The organism is Bradyrhizobium sp. GW821-FHT13H06 (assembly GCF_058803975.1).
Map to the genome: position 1 here is coordinate 863,463 of NZ_JBXAPN010000001.1, position 20,980 is coordinate 884,442.

A 20,980-nucleotide genomic window follows, 5' to 3' on the forward strand; every position below is an offset into this window, starting at 1 on the left:
TGGGGCTAGTTCCAAAGGGGGCGTTTTGATCTCCATTGAGCGCAGACAGGTGAACCGCCGTGACGGCTGAAGGCCAGCGACGGCGCGCATTCTGGCAGATCCTGCTGTTCGCGGCGGGCCTTTTGGTGCTGACCGTGATCAGCGCCGGCTCCGTCTATCTCGTCAACAAGGCGCGGGAAGACAGCAAATGGGTGGTTCACACCATCGAGGTGGAGAACCAGATCAACGCCCTGCTGCTCGAAATCCGGCGGGCCGAGAGCGGCGCTCGCGGCTATCTCCTGACGCAGGGGGAGAATTTCAGGGTCGACCATGAAAAGGCCGTGGCGGCAATCATCCCCGCCCTCGACAAGCTCACGCGCCTGAGCGGCGACAATCCAGGGCAGCGCGAGAACGTCGAAAAGCTGAGCGCGGCGATTGAAATCCGCCTCGGCCAGTTCGCGCAGGAAATGGTGTTCATCCAGCAAGGCCAGCCGGACAAGGCCGCGGCACTGGTGCGTGAGGCCGCGGCCCAGGACACCACGACGAGGATCGCCACCGTCGCGAACGCGATGATCCAGGAGGAGGAGCGCCTGTTCCGCCTCCGCACTGCCAACTCCGACCACAGCCAGACCCTCGCCGCGTCGATGACCGGCATCGGCTCCGGCCTCGTGGTGGTGCTGGCGATGCTCTCGATCTGGTTGGTGCGGCGGTCGGCCCGCGCCCGGGACGAAGCCGAATCCCGGCTGCGCGATGCCAACGTCAATCTGGAGGCCGTCGTCGACGAACGCACGGCAGACCTGCGCGAAGCCAACGACGAGATCCAGCGCTTTGCCTATATCGTCAGCCACGATCTGCGCTCGCCGCTCGTCAACATCATGGGCTTCACCAGCGAACTCGAGGAGCTCGGCGGCGACATCTTCCGCCGCATCAGCAGCCTCGCTCACGTCCCCGCGGAGGGAGCGCCGCTGGCCCCCGCCGGGCCGGGCGAGATCGCGCTCGAGGGCGCCGACAAGCAGCTCTCGGAGGATTTTTCCGAAGCGCTCGGCTTCATCAAGTCGTCGATCGCCAAGATGGACCGGCTGATCTCGGCCATCCTCAACCTCACGCGCGAGGGCCGGCGCGAATTCCAGCCGGTGAAGATCGACACGCGCGAGCTGATCGAGGCCATCGTCTCGACGCTGGCGCACCAGGCGGCCGAGGCGCAGGCCGAGATCCACCTCGAGCCCCTGCCGAACCTCGTGAGCGATCGTCTCGCACTCGAGCAGATCTTCTCGAACCTGATCGACAATGCGGTCAAATATCTCAAGCCCGGCATGCCCGGCGAGATCAGAATCCGCGGGCGGACCAAGCTCGGCTACGCTATCTTCGAGATCAGCGACAACGGCCGCGGTATCGATCCGAAGGATCACCAGCGGATATTCGACCTGTTCCGCCGCGCGGGAACCCAGGACAAGCCCGGCCAGGGCATCGGTCTTGCGCATGTCCGTGCCCTTGTGCGTCGCCTCGGCGGCACCATGTCGGTATCATCGGAACTGAACGCGGGCAGCACCTTCACGATCACGCTGCCGATCGCCTGGAATGTGAGCAACCGGAACACAGATCGATGACCCAGCCTGTCACCATCATCATGATCGAGGACGACGAGGGCCACGCCCGCCTGATCGAGCGCAATATCCGTCGCTCCGGCGTCAACAACGAGATCGTCTCCTTCCAGAACGGCACTGACGCGATGATGCACCTGTTTGGTGCCGACCGCTCCGGGCTGGTTCAGAAGGGCAACGCGCTCCTGATCCTGCTCGACCTCAACCTCCCCGACATGACCGGGATCGACATCCTGAAGCAGATCAAGGAGAACAAATATCTGAAGGCCTCGCCCGTGGTGGTGCTGACCACCACCGACGATTCCCAGGAAATCAAGCGCTGCTACGAGCTCGGCTGCAACGTCTACATCACCAAGCCCGTCAACTACGAGAATTTCGCCAATGCCATCCGGCAGCTCGGGCTGTTCTTCTCGGTCATCCAGGTCCCGCCCGCCGCCACATGAACCAGCCCACGCCGACACTGCTCTACATCGACGACGACGACGCGCTGGCGCGCCTGGTCGACCGCGGCCTGACGCGGCGCGGCTACCGGGTCGTTCACGCCGCGAGCGGCGAGGAAGGTCTCGAGCGCATCCGCCGCGCCAGCGCCGAAGGCGGCATCGATGTCGTTGCGCTCGATCAGTACATGCCGGGCCTCGACGGGCTGGAGACGCTCGAGCAGATCATGGCGATCCCGGACGCGCCGCCGGTCGTATTCGTCACCGCCTCGCAGGATTCCAGCATCGCGGTCACCGCGCTGAAGGCGGGTGCGGCCGACTATCTGGTGAAGGACGTCCAGGGCGACTTCATCCCGCTCCTCCACGTCGCCGCCGAAGGCGCGCTGCGCCAGGCCGCATTGCAGAGGGCGCGCGAGGAGGCCGAAGCCGAGATCCACGCCTCGCGCGACCGCTACGCGGCGCTTGCCGCCGAACGCGAGCTCCTGCTGCGCGAGGTCAACCACCGTGTCGGCAATTCGCTCCAGATCATCGCCTCGTTGCTGCACCTTCAGGCAAGCTCCGCCGCGCAGGACGAGGTCAAGGCGGCACTGACCAATGCGATGGGCCGCGTCGCCGCGGTCGCGCAGGTGCACCGCCGCCTCTACACCTCGCAGGACCTGAAAAGCGTGGTCCTGAACCAGTATCTGGACTCACTGCTCGAGGATCTGCGCCGCTCGGCCGAAGGCAACCGGATGTCGCGCCTGACGCTGAAGGCCGAGCCGATCGAGATCGACCCGGACCGTGCGGTCGCCGTCGGCATCATCGTCAACGAGCTGGTGATGAACGCGGTGAAATACGCCTATCCCGACGGCGCCGGCCCGATCCATGTCGAGCTGGTCTCGCATGGCGACGATCTCCTGCTCGCGATCACCGACGATGGCGTCGGCGACAACGTCAAGGCCGATCCGCGCTCCACCGGCATGGGCCAGCGCATCGTCGCCGCCATGGCCTCCAAGCTCGATGCCTCGGTCGAGCGCGATCCCGCGCATTCCGGAACCCGGGTCGTGCTGAAGTTCGGCCGCGTGCCCGCAGCCCCCGGCAAGACCAGCACCGCCGCCGCGAGCTGACCTCGCGCCGGGTTGCGCCACCCATCGCAACCGCATTGCGATCCTGCTATGATGGCAAACCATGACTTCGCGCGACTCCGCCCCGTCTGAAATCACGCCGGCCGTGCTGCTGCGCGCTTATGCCTGCGGCATCTTCCCGATGGCGGAAAGCGCCGATGATCCGACCCTGTTCTGGGTCGAGCCGGAATTGCGCGGCGTCATCCCGCTCGACGGATTTCGCGTCGCCTCGCGGCTTGCACGCACCGTACGGTCCGACGCCTTTCGCGTGACCGTCAACACCGCCTTCAAGGCGACGATCGCCGGCTGCGCCGCGCCGCAGGCCGGACGCGAGGACACCTGGATCAACAAGCGCATCCGCGACCTCTATGGCGGCCTCTTCGAGCTCGGCCATTGCCACAGCGTCGAGGCCTGGCAGGGCGACGACCTCGTCGGCGGCCTGTACGGCGTGAGCCTCGGACGGGCCTTCTTCGGCGAGAGCATGTTCCACACCGCGCGCGATGCCTCGAAGGTCGCGCTGGTGCATCTGGTCGCGCGGCTCATCTATGGCGGCTTCGAGCTGCTCGACACCCAATATGTCACCGAGCATCTGAAGAGCTTCGGCGCGGTCGAGATTTCGCGGCGACGCTATACGGCGCTGCTCGACAAGGCGCTGGCGGGCGAACCCGGCGACTTTCTGAGGCTCTCCGACGGCGAAGCGATCCCCGGCGCACGCGCGCTCGAGATCATCGCCTCGCGGCAATGATCGACAGCCGGGCTCGATTTTAGCGGCCGAGCCCGGGGATACCGAACAGACCTGGCCGCTGCTCCGGCGGCGGCGGTGGCGGAGCCGGTTGCTGCTGCGGCGGCAAGGGCTGCGGCGGACGCTGCTGCACGGCCTGCTTGGGCGCAGCCTTCTTCTGCGCCGGCGGCGGCGCTGCAGGCTTGGTCGCAGGATCCGGTGCCGCGGTCGCAACGGTCTGCTGCGGCTCCTTGCAGTCGGTCAGCCAGATGTCGTAGATCGGATGCTCGACGCCGTGCAGGCCCGGGCTTGCCGCATACATCCAGCCGGAGAAGATGCGCTTCACCTCGCCCTGCAAGGTGATCTCGTCGACCTCGACGAAGGCGTCGGTGTTGGTGGCCTCCGTTGCCGGCCGCGTATAGCAGGCGTCGGTCTTGACCCTGAGCGCGCCGAACTGGACGGTCTCGCCGATCTCCTCGTCGAAATTGATGATGCGCCCGGTGATCTTGTCGAGGCCGGAGAAGGTCGCCTTCTTGTTCACGATCTTCTGGGCCGGCGGCTCGGTCACGACCTCGTCGCCCGGCTGGAGGCTTGCCGGGGTCTGCGGGACCGTGCCCGGCGCACCCTTCTGCTGGGGCTGGCGCTGACCAGGCGCACCTTGCGGACCGGGCGGAGCGATCGCCGCGGACGGCGGCTGGTTTGGCGGCGCCACGGTCGAGCCCGGCGGCGGCGCCAGCGGCTGGCTCTCGACCGGCCCCGGCATCACGTTACCTTGGCGGCCCGGCGGCGGCGCCATCGGGCGGGACGGCAGCACGCGGCCCTGCGGCGGCAGCTCCGGCACCTCTTCGTCGTCCTCGGGGACCTGCGGCTGCGGCTGGCCGCGCGGAATGCTGCCGGGCGGCCGCAGCGGCGGCGGATCCGAAAAGATCGTGCCGATCTGCGCCTGAGCCGGCGTCGCAACGGTCAGCGCGGTGGCGGCCAGCAGTGCCGCAAGGCCTGTCAGGGAAAAGGTTTTGAACATCTCGCGCGGCTTCAACAGCGAATCGGGCTCGTTGGACATTTTACAGGGGATACCGCCGCTCGCAGGCCTCCGGTTAACACGGGGAATACGGCGGGGGAAGGGCGGCATCCCTGCCCTTCCCGGCGCGGTCTGGCCAGGCCAGCTCCCGGATGGGATAGTCATGGAATAGTTTTGGGATCGTCATGGCCCCTCCCCCCGGGGCCGAAGGCGGGCGTTGCGCCGAATGACATCCAACGATCACTGGAAACTCCAAGGTCCCCCTTCATGCCCGTTGTGCTCGATCCCGACGCCGTCGCCGTCTACAAGGCCTTCCAGGAGGCCGGCCGCCCCGCCTACGAGACCCTGACCGCGGACGAAGCACGCGCCTATTATTCCCAGGCGCGGTTTGCCACCAACCCTGACGCGCCGGAGCTCGCGCGCGTCGCGCCGCTGGCGATACCGGCACCGCACGGGGCGATCCCAGCCCGCCTCTACGTGCCCAAGGAACCGCGCCAGCACGACGGCCTGTCGCCGGCGCTGGTGTTCTTCCACGGCGGCGGCTGGGTGATCGGCGATCTCGACTCCCACGACGTCGTCTGCCGCCAGCTCGCGGCCGAAGGCGCACTGATCGTGATCTCGGTCGACTACCGCCTCGCGCCCGAGCACAAGTTTCCTGCCGCCGCCAATGACGCGATCGCCGCAACCAGATGGATCGCCGCGCATGCGCGCGATCTCGGCGTCGACGCCTCGCGCCTGTCGATCGGCGGCGACAGCGCCGGCGGCAATCTCGCCGCGGTCGTGGCGCTCGCCGCGCGTGACGCTGGCGGCCCCGCGCTCGCGGGTCAGGTGTTGATCTATCCGGCGACCGATTTCGCCATGACGCACGACTCCCATAGCGAGCCCGAGACCAGCGTGCTGCTGACGCATTCGGTGATCCGCTGGTTCCGCGACCACTACCTCAATGGCGCCGCCGACATCCACGACTGGCGCGCCTCGCCGGCGCGCGCGCAGAACCTTGCCGGCCTGCCCCCCGCCTACGTGCTGACCGCCGGCGCCGATCCCTTGCGCGACGAGGGCGACGAATATGCCGAGCGCCTCAGGCAGGCCGGCGTGCCCGTCACCTACAAGCACTTCCCCGGCCAGTTCCACGGCTTCTTCACCATGGGCAGGCTGTTGCGGCAGGCGAACGTCGCCGTGAGCGAGATCGGCGCCTGGTTGAAGGGATTGGGCTGACCCCTCCGGCATGCCTTCCGTTCTTCATCCCATCTTCGCTCTTCCCCTGCGCGGACTGACATGGCTCGGCAGCCAGGGCACCCGCGCGGTCGCCGCCGTCGCCTTCATCGCGGTCGCAGTGCCGCCGCTCGGCGCGCTGCTGCGCCCCTATGTCACCGAGGCGATTTTCCTTCTGCTCTGCATCTCGTTCATGCGGGTCGATCTGGCCGCGCTCTACGGCCATCTCCGCAGGCCGGCGCTGGTCGCGACGGCAACGGCCTGGACCACGATCGGCGTGCCGCTGATCGTCGGATTGATCGCCCATACAACGGGACTGGCGAGCCACTCGCCCGGCCTTGCTCTCGCGCTGATGCTCCAGGGCATGGCCTCGCCGATGATGGCCTCGCCGGCACTCGCCGCGCTGATGGGGCTCGACGCCACTTTGGTGCTGGTCACGCTGGTGACCTCGACCGCGCTCGTTCCCTTCACGGCGTCGATGTTCGCAGGTCTGTTCCTCGACGGAATGCTCAGCATCTCGCCGCTTGCACTCGGCCTGAAGCTGCTCGGCATTCTCGCCGCGTCGCTGCTCGCCGCGACCGTCATCCGCTGGATCTTCGGCGCGCAGGCGATCCAGCGCCGGAAGCGGCCGATCGATGGCTTCAACATCATCATCCTGTTTGTGTTCGCGTCCGCAGTCATGGGGGATGTCGCGAGCGAGCTGGTGAGCCAGCCGGTGTTCACCATCGGCCTCGCACTGCTGTCCTTCGCGATCTATTTCACACTGCTCGCGATCACCACGCTGCTGTTCCGCCGCATCGGCTATGAGCGCGCGCTTGCGCTCGGGCTGATGGTGTCACAGCGCAATCTCGGCCTGATGCTGGCGGCGACGGCCGGCGCGCTGCCGCCGACCACCTGGCTCTATTTCGCCATGACGCAATTCCCGATACATCTTGCGCCATACATGCTGATGCCGATCGCGCGGCGCCTGACGGCACGGGCAGATGCGTCCAGCGGGGAAAACAAGGCTGACGTTCACTCATTTGCGTCGCACCGACGCAGCGGAGGAACATCAATTCATGGCCCCCGTTGAAACCTCTCATCGAAAAGGAGGTTCGCGATGAAGTTTGCCACAATTCTGGTTCTCGGCTCGCTCGCCGTGGGCTCGGCAGCGAGAGCCGATCAACCCGGACCCGACTGGATGCCGATGGAGCAAGTGAAGGCCAAAGTCATGGAGTCGGGCTATTCGGAGGTCACCAAGCTTGAAGCCGACGATGGCCAGTGGGAGGGCGAAGGCGTCAAGAACGGACAGAAGATGGAATTCCATGCCGACCCCAAGACTGGCGCGATCGTGCGCGAGAAGCCCGATCGATGAGCATCGCCGAAGTCCGCTTCTAAGGCGGGAGATTCAGCGGTGGTCGACTTGGACGAACGCCCTGGTCTCATCCGTTCAGCAGCGCTTGTCAGCGGTGCCGAACATCACTGGCCGCTTCCTTTGACCTTGGCAAGATAGTCGACGATGGCGGGCACATCGCTGTCCTCGACGGGAGCTCCATAGACCTTGATCATCTTGTGCACCTCGGATTCCCAGGTGGACCTGGGCAAGGCCGGCTGGTTCAGCACCATGTCTGCCGAATGGCAAGCCAGGCAGTTGTTGTTGATGGCATCCGCTTCGGGTCCGCCGGGAAACAGCGCGTCGCCCGCCGGAAGCTCCACGGTCGTGGAGGAAATTGCGGGGGCCGGCCACGCGGGCGTGGATGCCAGCAGAGCGGCGAACGAGGTGCCGAGGACGAAGATGAGGTGACGCATGGTGTTGCTCCTAGATCGCGGTGAGTTGAACCGTCTCGACGACGTTGCGCATGAAGCCGCTGGTGTTCCAGTTCGATGCTGCCGGCTGAACGTCGCCGGCGGTGTTCGTGCAGCGGACCATCAACGAATGGCCGCCCTTCATCAGTTGGGGAATGTCGACCTGCCAGCGGCGAAAGCTGTACTTGCCGTGGTCCTCGCCAAGCATCGCGGGTTGCCACGTCCTGCCATCATCCATCGATAGCTCGACCTTGGCGACACCGGCATCACCGCCGAACGCGATCCCGCGGATTGTTGCGACTGCGCCCGCCGGAAGCGATGCGCCGTCCACGATGTTCGTGAAGAATGACCGTGGCACCATGCGGCTGATCGGAACCATCTTTACGCCGGTCTGGCCCGGCTTGATGTTGGCATGCGGCGTATCCGGAACGGTGTAGGCAGTCGCCATCCAGTAATTGTCGTCCTGGCGATCGAGAACCTCGATGTCGCTGAGCATCTTGACCCAATAGGTCGAGTACCATCCCGGCACGATCAGCCGCAGCGGGAAGCCGTTGAGGAGCGGCAGTTGCTCGCCGTTCATGGCAAAGGCGATCATGACCTCGCCGTCACGGGCGTGATCGACATCGAGCGATTTGCGGAAATCGGGTGCGTCGGGCACGACCGGCTCGTCCAGTCCGTTGAAGCGGACCTGAACTGCGCCCGGCTTGACGCCCGCGCGGTCCAGCACGTCCTTGAGTAGGACTCCCGTCCACCGCGCATTGCCCATCGCGCCATGCGCCCATTGCGCGCCCGGCACGCGAGGCAGGAAGAACCCTCGCGAATTGCCCGAGCATTGGTTGACGGCGGCAAGCTCGACACGGGGCAACTTAAGCAGGTCGCCGATGGACAACGAGAGGGTCTGGTTGACGTGACCGCGCACGGACAGTCTGAAGGCGTCAGCATCCACCGAGGTCGGTATCACCGCCCAGTGCCAGCGCACATAGAACTGGTCGTTGGGGGTGAACACGCCGCGGTCGAACACCTCCATCGGGGTCTCGAGCAGTGGCGGTCGCGTGCGCTGCAGGATCATGCTCCCCTTTTGCGGAAAGTCATGCGTGATCGGCCGGTCACGCGGCTCGCCCGCGATCGGTAGCCGGATCGATTGATCGGCGCGGACCGATGAGCCGGCGAGCGTGAGGCCGGCAACCCCGATGGCTCGAAGCATTGCGCGGCGGGACAGTGCCGGAAAGCGTGCATGGTCGAAATGTTGGGACATCGAACGTTCCTCATGGAATGGATTTGTGCTGATTCAGTCCCGCGGCTCATCCGAGGATCAAGTCCGCGAGCGGATCTTCGACGGGCTGGCGAGGTTGCGCCTGCCGGATGGTGGGAAGATGCCTGTCGATCGGGCGAAAGCCTCGTTCCGGGTGAACGGCAACTCTGGGATCCGGCACGTGCACCGGGCTGCCGGCAAGCGCGGTCGGCGCACCAAGCGTGGACGCGGCGGCGACGAACAGGGCGATCGCAAGGAAAGCGCGACGTGAATGGGTCATTTTCGTTCTCCATCTCTGTATTTCCGGCACGCAGTGCTTGAAGTGCCTGCCTGTGTCCAAAGAGGTAGACCTCGGCGCATCGGCAATCCAACGAGATGATCAGATCGTTCTGATCGCCGACAGCGATCGAATTCCGCAGGCGCATGCGCGCGCACCGGCTCCGGCGAGACCTGGATTCGATCGTTGCGGAATACATGCAACGGGCGGGCGCAGCTCTGCCTACGGTGCAGCGCCGGCAGCGATGCTGGACATCAGGGCGGCTTCCGCCTTGCTGATATGCCGCTCCTTGTGACGGAGCGCGTAGAACGAACGCTTGGCCAGGTCGTCCTCGAGCTGGACCAGCCGTTTTGCCGTTATCGCCTTTTCAACCACGAGATCGGAGACGGCCGCAGCGCAGCCGCCCGCCTCGACCGCGGTTCGGATCGCCTCGTTCGAGGCCAGTTCGAGCTGCACCGTCAGGTCGGCGAGGCGCACCCCGCGCTTCTTTAGGGCGCGCTCGAACATGGCCCGCGTTCCGGAGCCCGGCTCGCGAAGGATCCACGGTGTCCTGGTCATCCAGTCGGCGGGCAGCTTCTTTTGGTTCGCCAGCGGGTGCCGCGCACCCACGACGGCGACCAGCGCATCGCCGTCGACCCGGCGGGCGGACAATGCGGCGTCGTCAATGTCGCCCTCGACGAAACCGACATCCGCCATGCCGTCGCGAACGTCGGTTGCGACCTGCTCGCTGTTGGCGATCCTGACGTTGATTTCGATGCCGGGATGGACGGCCTGAAACGCCAGCAATCTCATCGGAAGCCAGTAGCTCCCAACCGTCTGGCTCGCCGCGATCACCAGTCGGCCGGCCTTGAGGCCGGCAAAATCGCGCAGGACCTGCTCGGCGGCGTGCGCACGCGCCAGCACCGCACGCGCTTCCCCGAGAAACGTGCGGCCCATATGCGTCAGAACGATGCCGCGTCCCACCCGATCGAACAGCTTGACCCCGTAGCGTCCTTCGAGCGCGGCGATTGCCGCGCTCGTGGCCGATTGTGTCAGATTCAATTCGTGGGCGGCCTGGGTGACGTGCTGCTTGTCGGCGACAGCGGCGAAGATCCGGAGCTGTTCGAGCGTCATGGTCATCCAAAGAGTTTGATGAGGATCAGGCTGAAGGTTGCGATGAAGAGAAACGCCAGCCCGCCCAGCATAGCCGGACGCAGCCCCTCCGCGTACAATTTCGAGACGTCGGTCTCAAGGCCCATGGCCGCGAGCGCCATGGTGAGCAGGAAGGTCGAAAGCGTGATCGTCGCGCTCCTGAGGCCCGCCGGAATGCACACGACGCTGTTGAGTGCGGCTATCGCGACAAAGCCGATCGCGAACCAAGGGATCGGCGGCCTTGCCGACTTGCCGCCGGCCGGCTGCGCCGAAGCCCGGGTGACGACGCTCAGGGTCAGCACGACCGGCGCGAGCAGCATGACGCGGGCAAGCTTTGCAACGGTTGCCATTTCGCCCGCGCGCTGGCTGTTCTGGAACGAGGCGGCAGCCACCTGGGCGATCTCGTGGATGGATGCGCCGCTCCAGAGGCCGTACGCGTCTGCATCGAGATGCAGGAGGCGAGGCAGCATGGGATAGACGAACATCGCGATCGAGCCGTAGACCGTGACGCACGCGATCGCATATGCGACGTCCTCGTCGGAAGCTTCGGTGACGCTGTTGGTCGCGACGACGGCTGACGCGCCGCAGATCGAGGTGCCCGCGGCGATCAGTCGAGCGAGATTGCGTTCGACGCCCAGCGCACGCCCTGCTGCGAGCGTGAATCCGAAGGTGGCAACGAGCGTGCCGGCGACGATGAGGAACCCCTTGGTGCCGACGCTGGCAAGCTGGGTCAGCGTGATCTGGAAGCCCAGGAGCACGATCGCGAGCCGAAGCAGCCGGCGCATGCTGAAGCTGATTCCAGCGCGGGCGAGAGCTGGCGTTCCGGCGAGGTTGCGCACGGCCATTCCGATCGCGATCGCCAGGATCATGGGACTGAACGTCGCGACGGCAGGAATACTGCGCATCATGTTGGCGACCACGGCAATGGTCGCGGCCAGCGCGACGCCGGGGACGATTGCAAGGGCGGAGTCCCGATATGACAGGATGTTGTCGCGCATGGCACGCGTGGCCGGGTATGGGCGGGAATTCTGAACGATGGTCATTGGCGTATCTCCGGGGAGCGAGGGACGCGACGGCGAACGCCGCCGCGTCTCTCATCGATCGGTCAATCGGTCGCGGCTGCGAGATGCCGACGCAGGCCCTGGTTCACCTGATCGATCGCAGCCTCGGTGGAGGGCACGTGACGCAGTGCGTTGAGCAACACGAAATCGTGGATCGTGCCGTTGTAGCGAACCGCATCCACACTGACCCCGGCCTCCTTCAGCTTCCTCGCATAGGCCTCGCCCTCATCGCGCAGCGGATCGTTCTCCGCGGTGATGACGAGCGCGGGGGGCAGTCCCTTCAATTGTTCGCTGCTGGCGCGCAGCGGCGATACGTAAGGATTGTCCCGGATCTTCGCGGCGGGCGCATAGAGATCCCAGCCGTACTTCATGAAGGCGCGGGCGAGGAAACGGCCGGCTCCGTATTCATGATATGACGCCGTATCGACGCTGGCGTCGGTCGCAGGGATGAGCAGCGCCTGGTACCTGATCTGCGGCCCGTTGCGGTCCTTCGCCATCAGGGCCAGTGCCGCACCCATGTTGCCGCCGACCGAGTTCCCTGCAATCGCGATACGATGGCCGTCGGCACCGAATTCGTCGGCATGCACCGCGATCCACTTGAGCGCGGCATAACATTCTTCGAGTTGCGTCGGATACTTCGCTTCCGGCAACGGCGTGTATTCCACGAACAGGCCGATCTGCCCCGAGCCCACGACCAGGTCCCGCAACAGGCGCTGATGGTTCTGGAAGTTGCCGGCGATCCAGACTCCGCCGTGGATGAAAAGCACGACGCCAGGTCTGCCGGTCAGACGCTCGGGCTTCATGACGTAAAGCTTCACGGCGCGCCCGTCCTGCTCGATGGTCAACGCGGTCGTGGTGACGCCGGACATGTCCACTGCAGTCTGAGACTGCAGCGATGTCAGTACGCCTTGCGGCTCGGGTTGGGGCAACTCCCAGAATGGCGAGCTGTCCTTGTTGATCTCGGCGAGAAATGCACGGACCTCGGGATCGAGGCGCGGATCGTTGGCGGGAGCCGGCGCAGCCGTTGCCGCCTGATTCATCAGGCTTGCTTCAGTGACAGGGGTTGCAAACGTTGTGGTGCGGTTCATGGGATTGATCCAATGCTGGTTGGAGTGACTCACTGAGGGGTCTCAGCGCAGCGAGGATCGGAGAATCCAATTAATTGATCCAACGAATTGTTATTGTTTAACCAATCGATAAAATCGATTATTTTGGCTGCAGCAGGCGCAGGCCAGCCGATCGCGGAATAGGACGTCGCGCACGAGCTAACACTTGTGAGATCGGACTAGTCCCGAACTCCTCGAGGCCAGTCGCGAACGAGGTCCGTAGCGCGCCTACCCCACCCGCGCCGCGCGCCGCAGGGCCTGCGGCGGCTGGCCGAAGGCGCGGATGAAGGCGCGCCGCATTCGCTCGGGATCGCGGAATCCGGTCGTTTCCGCAACGAGCTCGATCGCCTCGCGCGAGGACTGCACGCGCTCGCGCGCGACTTCGAGCCGCAGGCGCTCGATCGCCTTGGATGGCGTCGTGCCGGTCTCGGCGGCAAAGGCACGGGCAAAATGCCGAGCGCTCATGCCGGCGCGATCGGCGAGATCTTCCACCGTCAGCGGCGTGTCGAGGTTTTCACGTGCCCAGGACAGCAGTGCGCCGAACCGCCCGTTCGGCGTCTTCAGCTCCAGCAGCGAGGAGAATTGCGACTGGCCGCCGCTGCGGCGGTGATAGAGCACGAGCTGGCGTGCGGTCTGCTGTGCGATCTCCTCGCCGTGGTCCTCGGTGATCATCGCGAGCGCGAGATCGATGCCCGCGGAGATGCCTGCCGAGGTCCAGACATTGTCGTCCCGGGTGAAGATCTGGTCCGGCTCGAATTTCACCTTGGGAAAGCGCGCGACGAAATCGCGCGTCCGCCCCCAATGCGTGGTGGCGCGGCGGCCGTCGAGAAGTCCCGCTTCGGCGAGCACATAGGCGCCCGAGCAAACGCTCGCGACCCGAACGCCACGCTTTGCCAGCCGCTGCAAGAAGGCCCGCGTGACCTCGCAGCGCGCGGCATCGGCAACGCCCACGCCGCCGGCCACGACCAGCGTCGTGATCGCGCTCGCCGCCTTGAAGTCGCGCGCCATCATCTCGACCCCGGATGAGCTGCGCACGAGCCCCGGCTTGACTGCCAGCACGCGGATGGCCGGCGTCTTGCCGGTGCAGCGCGCTGCGATCTCGAACGCCGAGATCGGGCCTGCCGCATCGAGCAGCTGGAAATCCGGGAAGATCAGGATGCCGATCATGGGCCAACTCCTAACGATATGTCCGAAAGTGAGGGAATTACGCCATTTCGGACGGGAAGGCAGCATGACATCGTGCCGGCGTCAAGCTCGCAATTGGAGGATCTGCCGATGTCGTCACCGCTCCAGATTGGTCTGTTGGTGTTTCCGCGCGTCACCCAGCTGGACTTCACCGGCCCCCTGCAGGTGTTCGCCATGGTCCCCGGCGTAAAACTGCACCTCGTGTGGAAGCGGATCGAACCGGTGCCGAGCGATTCCGTGATGACGCTGACGCCGACCACGACGTTTGCGGACTGCCCTCAACTCGACGTGATCTGCGTGCCCGGCGGCAGTGGCACCAACGACCTGCTCAACGACGAGGAGGTGCTCGACTTCCTGCGCAGACAGGCCGACGGCGCCAAATACGTCACCTCGGTCTGCACGGGATCGCTCGCGCTCGGCGCCGCAGGCCTGTTGAAGGGCTACCGCGCCGCCACCCATTGGAGCGCGATGGACATGCTCGCCCAGTTCGGCGCGACGCCGACAAAGACGCGCGTCTGCATCGATCGCAACCGCATCACCGGCGGCGGCGTCACCGCCGGCATCGATTTCGCGCTGACGCTGGTATCGATCATGGTCGATCGCACGACGGCGGAAGCGATCCAGCTCCAGATGGAATACAATCCGGCGCCACCGTTCAATTCGGGCTCGCCCGACACCGCTTCCGCCGAGGTGAAGGCGTTGCTGAAGGAGCGCGGCGCACAGAACCAGGCGCGGCGGCTCGAAGCGGTGAAGCGCGCGGCTGAAAGGGTGATGTAGCGCACGCCGGTAGTCTCGTGTCCCGGACGCGCCGCACCGCTGAAGAAGCGCTGCGCTGCGTCCGGGACACGAGACCTTCGCAAGCCCCCCAAAAGAAAAAGGCCGCTCGGTTTCCCAAGCGGCCCTTCCTGTCTTACGGCGGCTGCACATTCACATCGGGCGATTTCGGAGCTTCCAGACCGGGGGCCTATCTCCCGATCGAGTCCTGGTCGGCGGCCGCTGCATCTCGGGACAGTCGCGAGCTGTTGCCCGAACCGAACGCGATGGTCTCCCATCTCCGTAAGATGGGATCATTGAGCCGCATCGCCCGCGTCAATGCAACGCTGGCGCGAGCGGCATCCCCGCTGTTCCCGTTGTCCACAGGAGTGCGGCGCGGATGCATGTGCATCCGCTTCGGACGATGGCAGTTCGCGGGTGGGCGGAAGGGCTAGCCTGGCGTCCAGGGCTGGTAGTCGCCGGTCGCCTTTGGACGCCGGCCGCTGGCAAGCGTCGAACCGGAGGGCCGATACGCCTTCGCCGTGCCGGTGAGGTTCGGCTGGTGCGGCTTTTCCCACTCGCGCGGCTGGTAGTTGGCCTCGGTCGGCGGCACGTCGACGACGTGATGAATCCAGCCATGCCAGGACGGCGGAATCCGGCTCGCTTCCGCGTAGCCGTTATAAATCACCCAGCGCCGCTCAAAACCGAGGGTGGGATCAATCGCACCGCCACGGGTGCGGTAGTAACGGTTGCCCTGCTCGTCCTCGCCGACCAGCTCCCCGTACCGTTTGGTCCAGAGCTGGGTGCCAAAAGTCTGGCCATTCCACCAGGTAAAGAACTTGAGGAAGAATTGTTTCATGCGGCAAGGGCCCTGCTTCGTCAGGTCCTGATGCCATCCGGGCAGCGAAATGTCCAGTTCGGCAGCTGCGGGGGTCTCCCTCCGCAATCCGGCCACCGAGCAGGAGCCTGCCGCAAAGCGGTCGCGATTCATTCATGCCCGGTACAGTGGCAGCGCGTGAGGCTCCATTCGCGCGCAAACCGGCGTGATCCCAAGGAACCCCCGCGCATTCATAGGGTTTGCTTTCCGGAAAGGAGTTAAACCATGAACAGTCTGAAAGTCTTGAGTGCCGCCGCGGCGGTGGCGCTGGTTCTTCCCTTTGCGACACCGAGCTTTGCCCAGCGTCCCGGAGTGGGCGGGGGCGGGGGCGGTGGCGCCCATATCGGCGGCGGTGGCGGCGGCGCTCACTTCGGTGGCGGCGCGCGCATGGGTGGCGGCGGAGGTGGCGGCGGCGCTGCGTTCCGTGGCGGTGGCGGCAATTTCGGGGCCGGTGCTGCAGTACGTCCGGGCGGAGGCGGCTTCGCGGCCGGGACTGCGATGCGTCCGAGCGGAGGCAGCTTCGCGGCCGGCACTCCTATGCGTCCGAGCGGCGGCAGCTTCGTAGCCGGCGCAACGCCCCGGCAGGCCTTCGGTGGCACCCGTAGCGTCGCAACCGCGGGCAACTGGCACGGCGGAAGCAACTGGAGCGGCCGTCACGGGCATCATCATCGTCGGGGCGGCTTCTGGCCGGGCTTCGCGACCGGCGTCGCAGTCGGCGGCCTCGGCTCGTACGCCTATTATGGCGGTTACGGCGGCGGCTACGGCTATTACGATGATCCCTACTACTACGGCGGCTATTATGACGAACCGTCGGTTGCGGTGGTGCAGGATGGCGGCGGCGATTCCGCCTATTGCGCGCAGCGCTTCAAATCGTACGACCCGGCTTCGGGCACCTATCTCGGCTACGACGGCCAGCGGCATCCCTGCCCGTAAGCAGACCGCCAGGGCGTGAGGCTGAAGGCGCCGCTGCGATGCGGCGCCTTTGTCGCGCCCGGGGTATCCCTCGCCCGCGTCGATTCCGTCCTGCTCGCCCGAGGACGCCGACGACCGGAGGCAGGCGGACCTTTATGCACTGCGCCGTGCATATCCTTGGGGGACCAATCCAAAATTGACCGGACACACGATTCGCGGATATCACCAAATGCAGTGGGGACTTCGATCACCTGGGAAGTGTCATGCCGCGTGTTCTCGTGGTTGATGACGATCCGATGGTCGGCGCGACCATCGAGGTCCTCCTGCAACGTCAGGGCTTCGACGTCACGCTGGCCGACGGCGGCGAAACGGGACTGGCTGCGCTGGAATCGCAGGCCTTCGACGTGATGCTGGTTGACATCTTCATGCCGCATATGCGCGGCTTCGAATCCATCCGCATCTTTCACGAGCGCGCGCCGACCACTCCGCTGATCGCGATGTCGGGCTACGCCTTCGCCTCATCCGCCTCGCCCTCTCCCGATTTTCTCCGCATGGCGCTGGAGCTTGGCGCAACGCGCTGCCTGCGCAAGCCGTTCACGCCGGAAGCGCTGATGACCACGATCCGGGAATGCCTCGCCGGCGCAGGCGAGAGCGCACAGCCGAAGGACAAGAAAGAAGCCCCTTGATTCCAACGCAGCGCGTCATTTTCGGTGCTGGACTTGCCATCCTCCTGATCATCGCCGCGGCCTCGATCGCCCTCGACGTCAAGTCGCGGTCCGACGCGGCATGGGTCAACCATACCGTCCAGGTGCAGAAGAAGATCTCGGATCTGCGCGTGCTGCTGCGCCGCGCCGAGAGCGCCGCGCGCGGCTACGAGCTCTATCGCACCCCCGGCTTCAGCGATGAGTTTCAGGCGGTGCACGCCAGGATCGCGCCGGCCCTCGCCGACCTCAAGCGCGACGTGCGCGACAGTCCCGATCAGGTCGCTCTGCTGGAGAGCACCGAGCCGCTGGCGCTGCGCCGGATGGAGATCGCCGCCACAGCGATGCGCCTCCGTGCCGAGAACGACCAGGCCGGCATTGCCGCGCTCAACAGCAGGGCCGAGGGCCGCGGCCTCATGGACACGGTGATGGCCAATCTCGACCATCTGAGCGCCGAGGAAGAGCGCCTGCTCGCCGAGCGATCCCGGGATTCGCGCCGCACCGGCATCGCGCTGCTCGGCATCGACGTCGCCGGCGCCGTGCTGATCCTGCTCCTGGTCGCGCTGGTGATGCGCGAAAGCCGGCGCACCACGGGCGAGCTCCAGAGCTCGCTCGAGCAAACACAGGCCGCCAAGACGGCGCTCGAGGCGGCGGTAGCGGAGCGGACCGAGCACCTCGTCACCGCGCATGACGAGCTGCGCCTGTCGGTCAACGTGCTCCAGAGCACGTTTCGCAGCATGGCGGAGGCGGTGCTGGTCATCGACGCCGAGGGCAATGTCCTTCTGTCCAATCCGGCCGCCGAGCGCATGCTGTTGCATCGCGCCGGCATGAACCTGAGCAACCTGCGCGCGCTGTCCGATGTGTTTCACGGCGACGGCGTCACGCCGCTCGAGGCCGACGAGCTGCCATCGACGCGCGTGCTGCGCGGCGAGCAGTTCGAAGAGCTGGAGATGATCGTCCGCCCGCACAGCGGCAATCCTCCCCGCCATCTCATGATCAGCGGCCGGCCGATGCGAGACGGGCAAGGCAATGTCTCGGGCGCGGTGCTGGTCTATCACGATGCCACCACCTCGCGTGAGACCGAGCGGCAGCTGCACCAGTCGCAGAAGCTGGATGCGATCGGCAAGCTGACCGGCGGCGTCGCGCACGACTTCAACAACATGCTGACCGTCATCTCCGGCAACACCGAGACGCTGGTGGAGAGCCTGAAGGGTCAGCCCGAACTCCAGCGCACGGCACGGCTGATCGACGACGCCGCCGAGCGCTGCGCCGAGCTGATCCAGCATCTCTTGGCGTTTGCGCGCCGGCAGCCGCTCGAGCCGCGCAACGTCGAGATCAACGCCGCGATCGCGGACATTGCGAAGCTTCTGCGCCCCACCCTCGGCGAGCAGATCCAGATCGAGACCGTGCTGGAACAGGGGCCGATGACGACGCATATCGATCCGTCCAGGCTGACCAATGCGGTGCTCAACATGGCGATCAACGCCCGCGACGCCATGCCGAACGGCGGCAAGCTGCTGCTGGAGACCCACCGCGTGGTGCTGGACGAGGCCTATGCGCAGGCCAATGCCGACGTGACGCCCGGCCCCTATATCATGCTCGCGGTCAGCGATACCGGCACCGGCATGTCGGTGGAGATCCAGCAGAAGGCGTTCGAGCCCTTCTTCACCACCAAGGAGGTCGGCAAGGGATCCGGCCTCGGCCTCTCCATGGTCTACGGCTTCGTCAAGCAGTCCGGCGGCCACATCAAGATCTACAGCGAGGAAGGCCACGGCACCACGATCAAGCTCTATCTGCCTCCGGGCGAAGGCACGGCGGAGGTGACAGCCGGCATGGCGCCGCAGGCCGAAGGCGGCGCCGAGACCATCTTCGTGGTCGAGGACGACCCCTTGGTGCGCAACTTCGTCACCACCCAGCTCCAGAGCCTCGGCTACAAGACGGTGGCCGCGCCCGACGGCAAAGCCGCGCTGGAATTGATCGGGGCTGGCCAGAAGTTCGATCTCTTGTTCACCGACGTCGTCATCCCCGGCGGCATGAGCGGCCGCGAGCTCGCCGAAGAAGTGGCCAGGCGCCGGCCGGGTGTGAGAGTGCTCTACACCTCCGGCTACACCGACAACGCGATCATCCATCAAGGCAAGCTCGACGACGGCGTGATGCTGCTGACCAAGCCCTACCGCCGCAACCAGCTCGCCGAGACGATCCGCAAGGCGCTGGGCGGCGGAGCGGGAGCATGATCCGGAAAAGTGTGCAGCGGTTTTCCGACAAGATCATGCTCAAACAAAAAGGCTAACGCGTCGCCAGCACCACGGCGGCCAGCGTGAAGACCAGCGCCGCGATCTGCCCTGCCCCGAGCGGCTCGCCCAGCGCGATCGCCGAGGCGACGACGCCGATGACCGGCACCGCCATGGTGCCGATCGCGGCGACCGAGGCCGGCAGGCGCGCCAGAGCCGCGAACCAGCTGACATAGGCGATGCAGAACTGCACCACGGTCGAATAGACCAGCAGCCACCAGCCGAGCGGCGTCACCTTCGACAGATGCGTGGTCTCGACCAGCAGGCCGACGATCGAGATCGGCAGGCAGCCGATCCCGATCTGCCAGGCCGCGGCCGTGATCGGCGGCAGATGGATCGGGTACTTCTTCGAGAACACCGTGCCGACGGCGAAGCCGAACGCGCCGGCGAGCGCCATGATGATTCCCGGCGCCTTCTCCGCGCTGGCGGCGATGCCGTTGCCGCCCATGATCGTGGCCAGGCCGGCAAAGGCCATCACCAGCCCCAGTGTGCGCAAGACCGTCGGCCGCTCGCCCAGCACCGGCCAGGCGATGATCGAGGCCCAGACCGGCATGGTGTAGGCGATCAGCGCCGCCTCGCTCGCCGGCAGCCAGAGCAGCGCCAGCCCCATCAGCACCATCCAGCCGGTGACGTTGAGCACGGCCGCGGTCAGGAGGCGCGGCCAGACCGCGCCCTCCACCCGCAGGCTTTGCCGGCGCATGATCGCGAGCAGCGCCAGTAGCACCGCCCCGAGCACGCCGGTGACCCCGCGCAGGGTCAGTGGCGGCAGCTCGGCCAGCAGGAATTTCGTCACCGGCCAGTTGAAGCCCCAGCCGATCGAGGTGATCGCGAGGAACATCAGGCCGGCCGGGGCGATGCGCGGTCGCGCATCCCGGCGGGTCGAATCATGCATGTCAGGTGGTCCGGCAAAAACTCGGGCTCAGCTTGGCCCGGATTCGCAGGCCGAACCACCGTCCCGGCGGGCATGCCTGCCCTCACCTTCCGTAGGGCTACGTGAGTCCCCCTGGCGCAATCCCGGTCCGGAAAAATATACCTGCCCTGTGAACAGCGGGATGAAGCCTCCGCAGCTCGCCGGATACGAATTTTTTCGGTTGGGAATCCCTGAGGACTCACTGATACTTGGCTCCACAACAGGCGCGGCGAAGACCCCTGTTATCCCCCACAATCCACCATATTTAGTATTTGATTCAGGAACTCGCACTAGTTCTTGACGGGCGCAACGGAGAGTCCTAGCTTTCGGTCCGTTCGGCGCGAGTGAGTTTGCGTCCCGCCGGCACTCCCCCAAAGGGTCTCGCAAATCTCAGCTCCGCCAGCCGGCCAAAGGCAGCGGGATGGGGGCTCGTCTGCCCTCGACATGCGAACGACATGCGGACTCCCCGGGGGCGCTGGAACGGGCCGGCAACAGGCTCGGAAGGCAGACTTCACGGTGGTTTCGAAGTGACACCTGCGTGAAGTGAGAGAAGTAGCGGCGTTGTGGGGCGTTGAACGCATGTCGCGCACATCCCCTTGGGGGCGGATGGGTGTGGACGTGCCGGCGGGATGATCGATGCACGCATCGACGTCGCGCCGGGAAAAAAC

21 protein-coding genes are annotated in these 20,980 nt (G+C 65.9%); 11 read left to right on the top strand and 10 right to left on the bottom strand.

The features are described from left to right. Window positions 1-59 precede the first annotated feature (59 nt). From AC1RQP_RS04070 to aat, 4 genes are all read left to right on the top strand, one after another. Complete coding sequence (locus AC1RQP_RS04070; protein ID WP_239623386.1) at window positions 60-1,586, top strand: sensor histidine kinase; 1,527 nt, start codon at window positions 60-62, stop codon at window positions 1,584-1,586. Beyond that, a complete protein-coding gene (locus AC1RQP_RS04075) occupies window positions 1,583-2,023 on the top strand; it encodes a response regulator (protein WP_028177209.1) in 441 nt (146 codons plus the stop codon). Before AC1RQP_RS04070 ends, AC1RQP_RS04075 begins: the two co-directional genes overlap by 4 nt. Beyond that, window positions 2,020-3,123 (top strand): sensor histidine kinase, encoded by a 1,104-nt coding sequence (locus AC1RQP_RS04080; RefSeq protein ID WP_239623385.1) that lies wholly within the window; start codon window positions 2,020-2,022, stop codon window positions 3,121-3,123. Before AC1RQP_RS04075 ends, AC1RQP_RS04080 begins: the two co-directional genes overlap by 4 nt. Window positions 3,124-3,184: 61 nt before the next feature. Next, window positions 3,185-3,865, top strand: a complete 681-nt coding sequence (gene aat / locus AC1RQP_RS04085) for a leucyl/phenylalanyl-tRNA--protein transferase (RefSeq protein WP_492936014.1) — start codon at window positions 3,185-3,187, stop codon at window positions 3,863-3,865. 19 nt (window positions 3,866-3,884) lie between these two features. Here the strand turns inward: aat and AC1RQP_RS04090 are convergent, their stop codons facing one another. After that, the gene (locus AC1RQP_RS04090) at window positions 3,885-4,901 is read right to left on the bottom strand and encodes a DUF2155 domain-containing protein (protein ID WP_492936015.1); all 1,017 of its coding nucleotides are present in this window, start codon (window positions 4,899-4,901) and stop codon (window positions 3,885-3,887) included. Window positions 4,902-5,126: 225 nt separating this feature from the next. On the opposite strand from AC1RQP_RS04090, the gene lipP1 reads away from it, so the two are divergent. Genes lipP1 through AC1RQP_RS04105 form a run of 3 tightly spaced genes read left to right on the top strand, consistent with a single transcriptional unit; the run spans window position 5,127 to window position 7,425 of the window. After that, on the top strand, window positions 5,127-6,074 hold the full coding sequence (lipP1, locus tag AC1RQP_RS04095; RefSeq protein WP_492936016.1) for a LipP1 family hormone-sensitive lipase: 948 nt from the start codon (window positions 5,127-5,129) through the stop codon (window positions 6,072-6,074). A 10-nt stretch (window positions 6,075-6,084) separates the two neighbouring features. Further along, entirely contained in the window at window positions 6,085-7,143 is a 1,059-nt protein-coding gene (locus tag AC1RQP_RS04100; RefSeq protein ID WP_492936017.1) for a Na+-dependent transporter, read from the top strand. A 27-nt stretch (window positions 7,144-7,170) separates the two neighbouring features. Next, window positions 7,171-7,425 carry a PepSY domain-containing protein gene (locus tag AC1RQP_RS04105; protein WP_239623380.1) on the top strand — a complete coding sequence of 85 codons (255 nt, stop codon included), beginning with the start codon at window positions 7,171-7,173 and terminating at the stop codon, window positions 7,423-7,425. Window positions 7,426-7,529: 104 nt separating this feature from the next. On the opposite strand, the gene AC1RQP_RS04110 is transcribed toward AC1RQP_RS04105, so the two are convergent. The 7 genes from AC1RQP_RS04110 to AC1RQP_RS04140 all read right to left on the bottom strand — a co-directional run bounded on the left by AC1RQP_RS04110 (window position 7,530) and on the right by AC1RQP_RS04140 (window position 13,850). Continuing rightward, window positions 7,530-7,859, bottom strand: a complete 330-nt coding sequence (locus tag AC1RQP_RS04110) for a cytochrome c (protein ID WP_492936018.1) — start codon at window positions 7,857-7,859, stop codon at window positions 7,530-7,532. A 10-nt stretch (window positions 7,860-7,869) separates the two neighbouring features. Continuing rightward, entirely contained in the window at window positions 7,870-9,111 is a 1,242-nt protein-coding gene (locus AC1RQP_RS04115) for a molybdopterin-dependent oxidoreductase (RefSeq protein WP_492936019.1), read from the bottom strand. Window positions 9,112-9,157: 46 nt separating this feature from the next. Continuing rightward, the gene (locus AC1RQP_RS04120; RefSeq protein ID WP_492936020.1) at window positions 9,158-9,388 is read right to left on the bottom strand and encodes a hypothetical protein; all 231 of its coding nucleotides are present in this window, start codon (window positions 9,386-9,388) and stop codon (window positions 9,158-9,160) included. Window positions 9,389-9,607: 219 nt separating this feature from the next. After that, the gene (locus tag AC1RQP_RS04125; protein WP_492936021.1) at window positions 9,608-10,498 is read right to left on the bottom strand and encodes a LysR family transcriptional regulator; all 891 of its coding nucleotides are present in this window, start codon (window positions 10,496-10,498) and stop codon (window positions 9,608-9,610) included. Window positions 10,499-10,500: 2 nt separating this feature from the next. Beyond that, window positions 10,501-11,559, bottom strand: a complete 1,059-nt coding sequence (locus tag AC1RQP_RS04130) for a YeiH family protein (protein ID WP_492936022.1) — start codon at window positions 11,557-11,559, stop codon at window positions 10,501-10,503. A gap of 62 nt (window positions 11,560-11,621) precedes the next feature. After that, on the bottom strand, window positions 11,622-12,665 hold the full coding sequence (locus tag AC1RQP_RS04135; RefSeq protein WP_239623374.1) for an alpha/beta hydrolase: 1,044 nt from the start codon (window positions 12,663-12,665) through the stop codon (window positions 11,622-11,624). A 246-nt stretch (window positions 12,666-12,911) separates the two neighbouring features. Then, window positions 12,912-13,850 (bottom strand): GlxA family transcriptional regulator, encoded by a 939-nt coding sequence (locus AC1RQP_RS04140; protein WP_239623373.1) that lies wholly within the window; start codon window positions 13,848-13,850, stop codon window positions 12,912-12,914. Between the two features lie 108 nt (window positions 13,851-13,958). Between AC1RQP_RS04140 and AC1RQP_RS04145 the strand changes: the two genes are divergently transcribed. Then, window positions 13,959-14,645: a DJ-1/PfpI family protein gene (locus AC1RQP_RS04145; protein WP_239623372.1), complete on the top strand. Its 687-nt coding sequence runs from the start codon at window positions 13,959-13,961 to the stop codon at window positions 14,643-14,645. 427 nt (window positions 14,646-15,072) lie between these two features. On the opposite strand, the gene AC1RQP_RS04150 is transcribed toward AC1RQP_RS04145, so the two are convergent. Continuing rightward, window positions 15,073-15,480: an NADH:ubiquinone oxidoreductase subunit NDUFA12 gene (locus AC1RQP_RS04150; protein ID WP_239623371.1), complete on the bottom strand. Its 408-nt coding sequence runs from the start codon at window positions 15,478-15,480 to the stop codon at window positions 15,073-15,075. Window positions 15,481-15,723: 243 nt separating this feature from the next. Between AC1RQP_RS04150 and AC1RQP_RS04155 the strand changes: the two genes are divergently transcribed. The 3 genes from AC1RQP_RS04155 (at window position 15,724) to AC1RQP_RS04165 (ending at window position 19,345) form a co-directional block, all read left to right on the top strand. Further along, the gene (locus AC1RQP_RS04155; protein WP_239623370.1) at window positions 15,724-16,431 is read left to right on the top strand and encodes a BA14K family protein; all 708 of its coding nucleotides are present in this window, start codon (window positions 15,724-15,726) and stop codon (window positions 16,429-16,431) included. Between the two features lie 242 nt (window positions 16,432-16,673). Beyond that, on the top strand, window positions 16,674-17,096 hold the full coding sequence (locus AC1RQP_RS04160) for a response regulator (RefSeq protein WP_061876588.1): 423 nt from the start codon (window positions 16,674-16,676) through the stop codon (window positions 17,094-17,096). Beyond that, the gene (locus AC1RQP_RS04165; protein ID WP_492936023.1) at window positions 17,093-19,345 is read left to right on the top strand and encodes a CHASE3 domain-containing protein; all 2,253 of its coding nucleotides are present in this window, start codon (window positions 17,093-17,095) and stop codon (window positions 19,343-19,345) included. The genes AC1RQP_RS04160 and AC1RQP_RS04165 overlap by 4 nt, the downstream gene beginning before the upstream one ends. Before the next feature lie 52 nt (window positions 19,346-19,397). On the opposite strand, the gene AC1RQP_RS04170 is transcribed toward AC1RQP_RS04165, so the two are convergent. Next, on the bottom strand, window positions 19,398-20,294 hold the full coding sequence (locus AC1RQP_RS04170; protein WP_492936024.1) for a DMT family transporter: 897 nt from the start codon (window positions 20,292-20,294) through the stop codon (window positions 19,398-19,400). Window positions 20,295-20,980 lie beyond the last annotated feature (686 nt).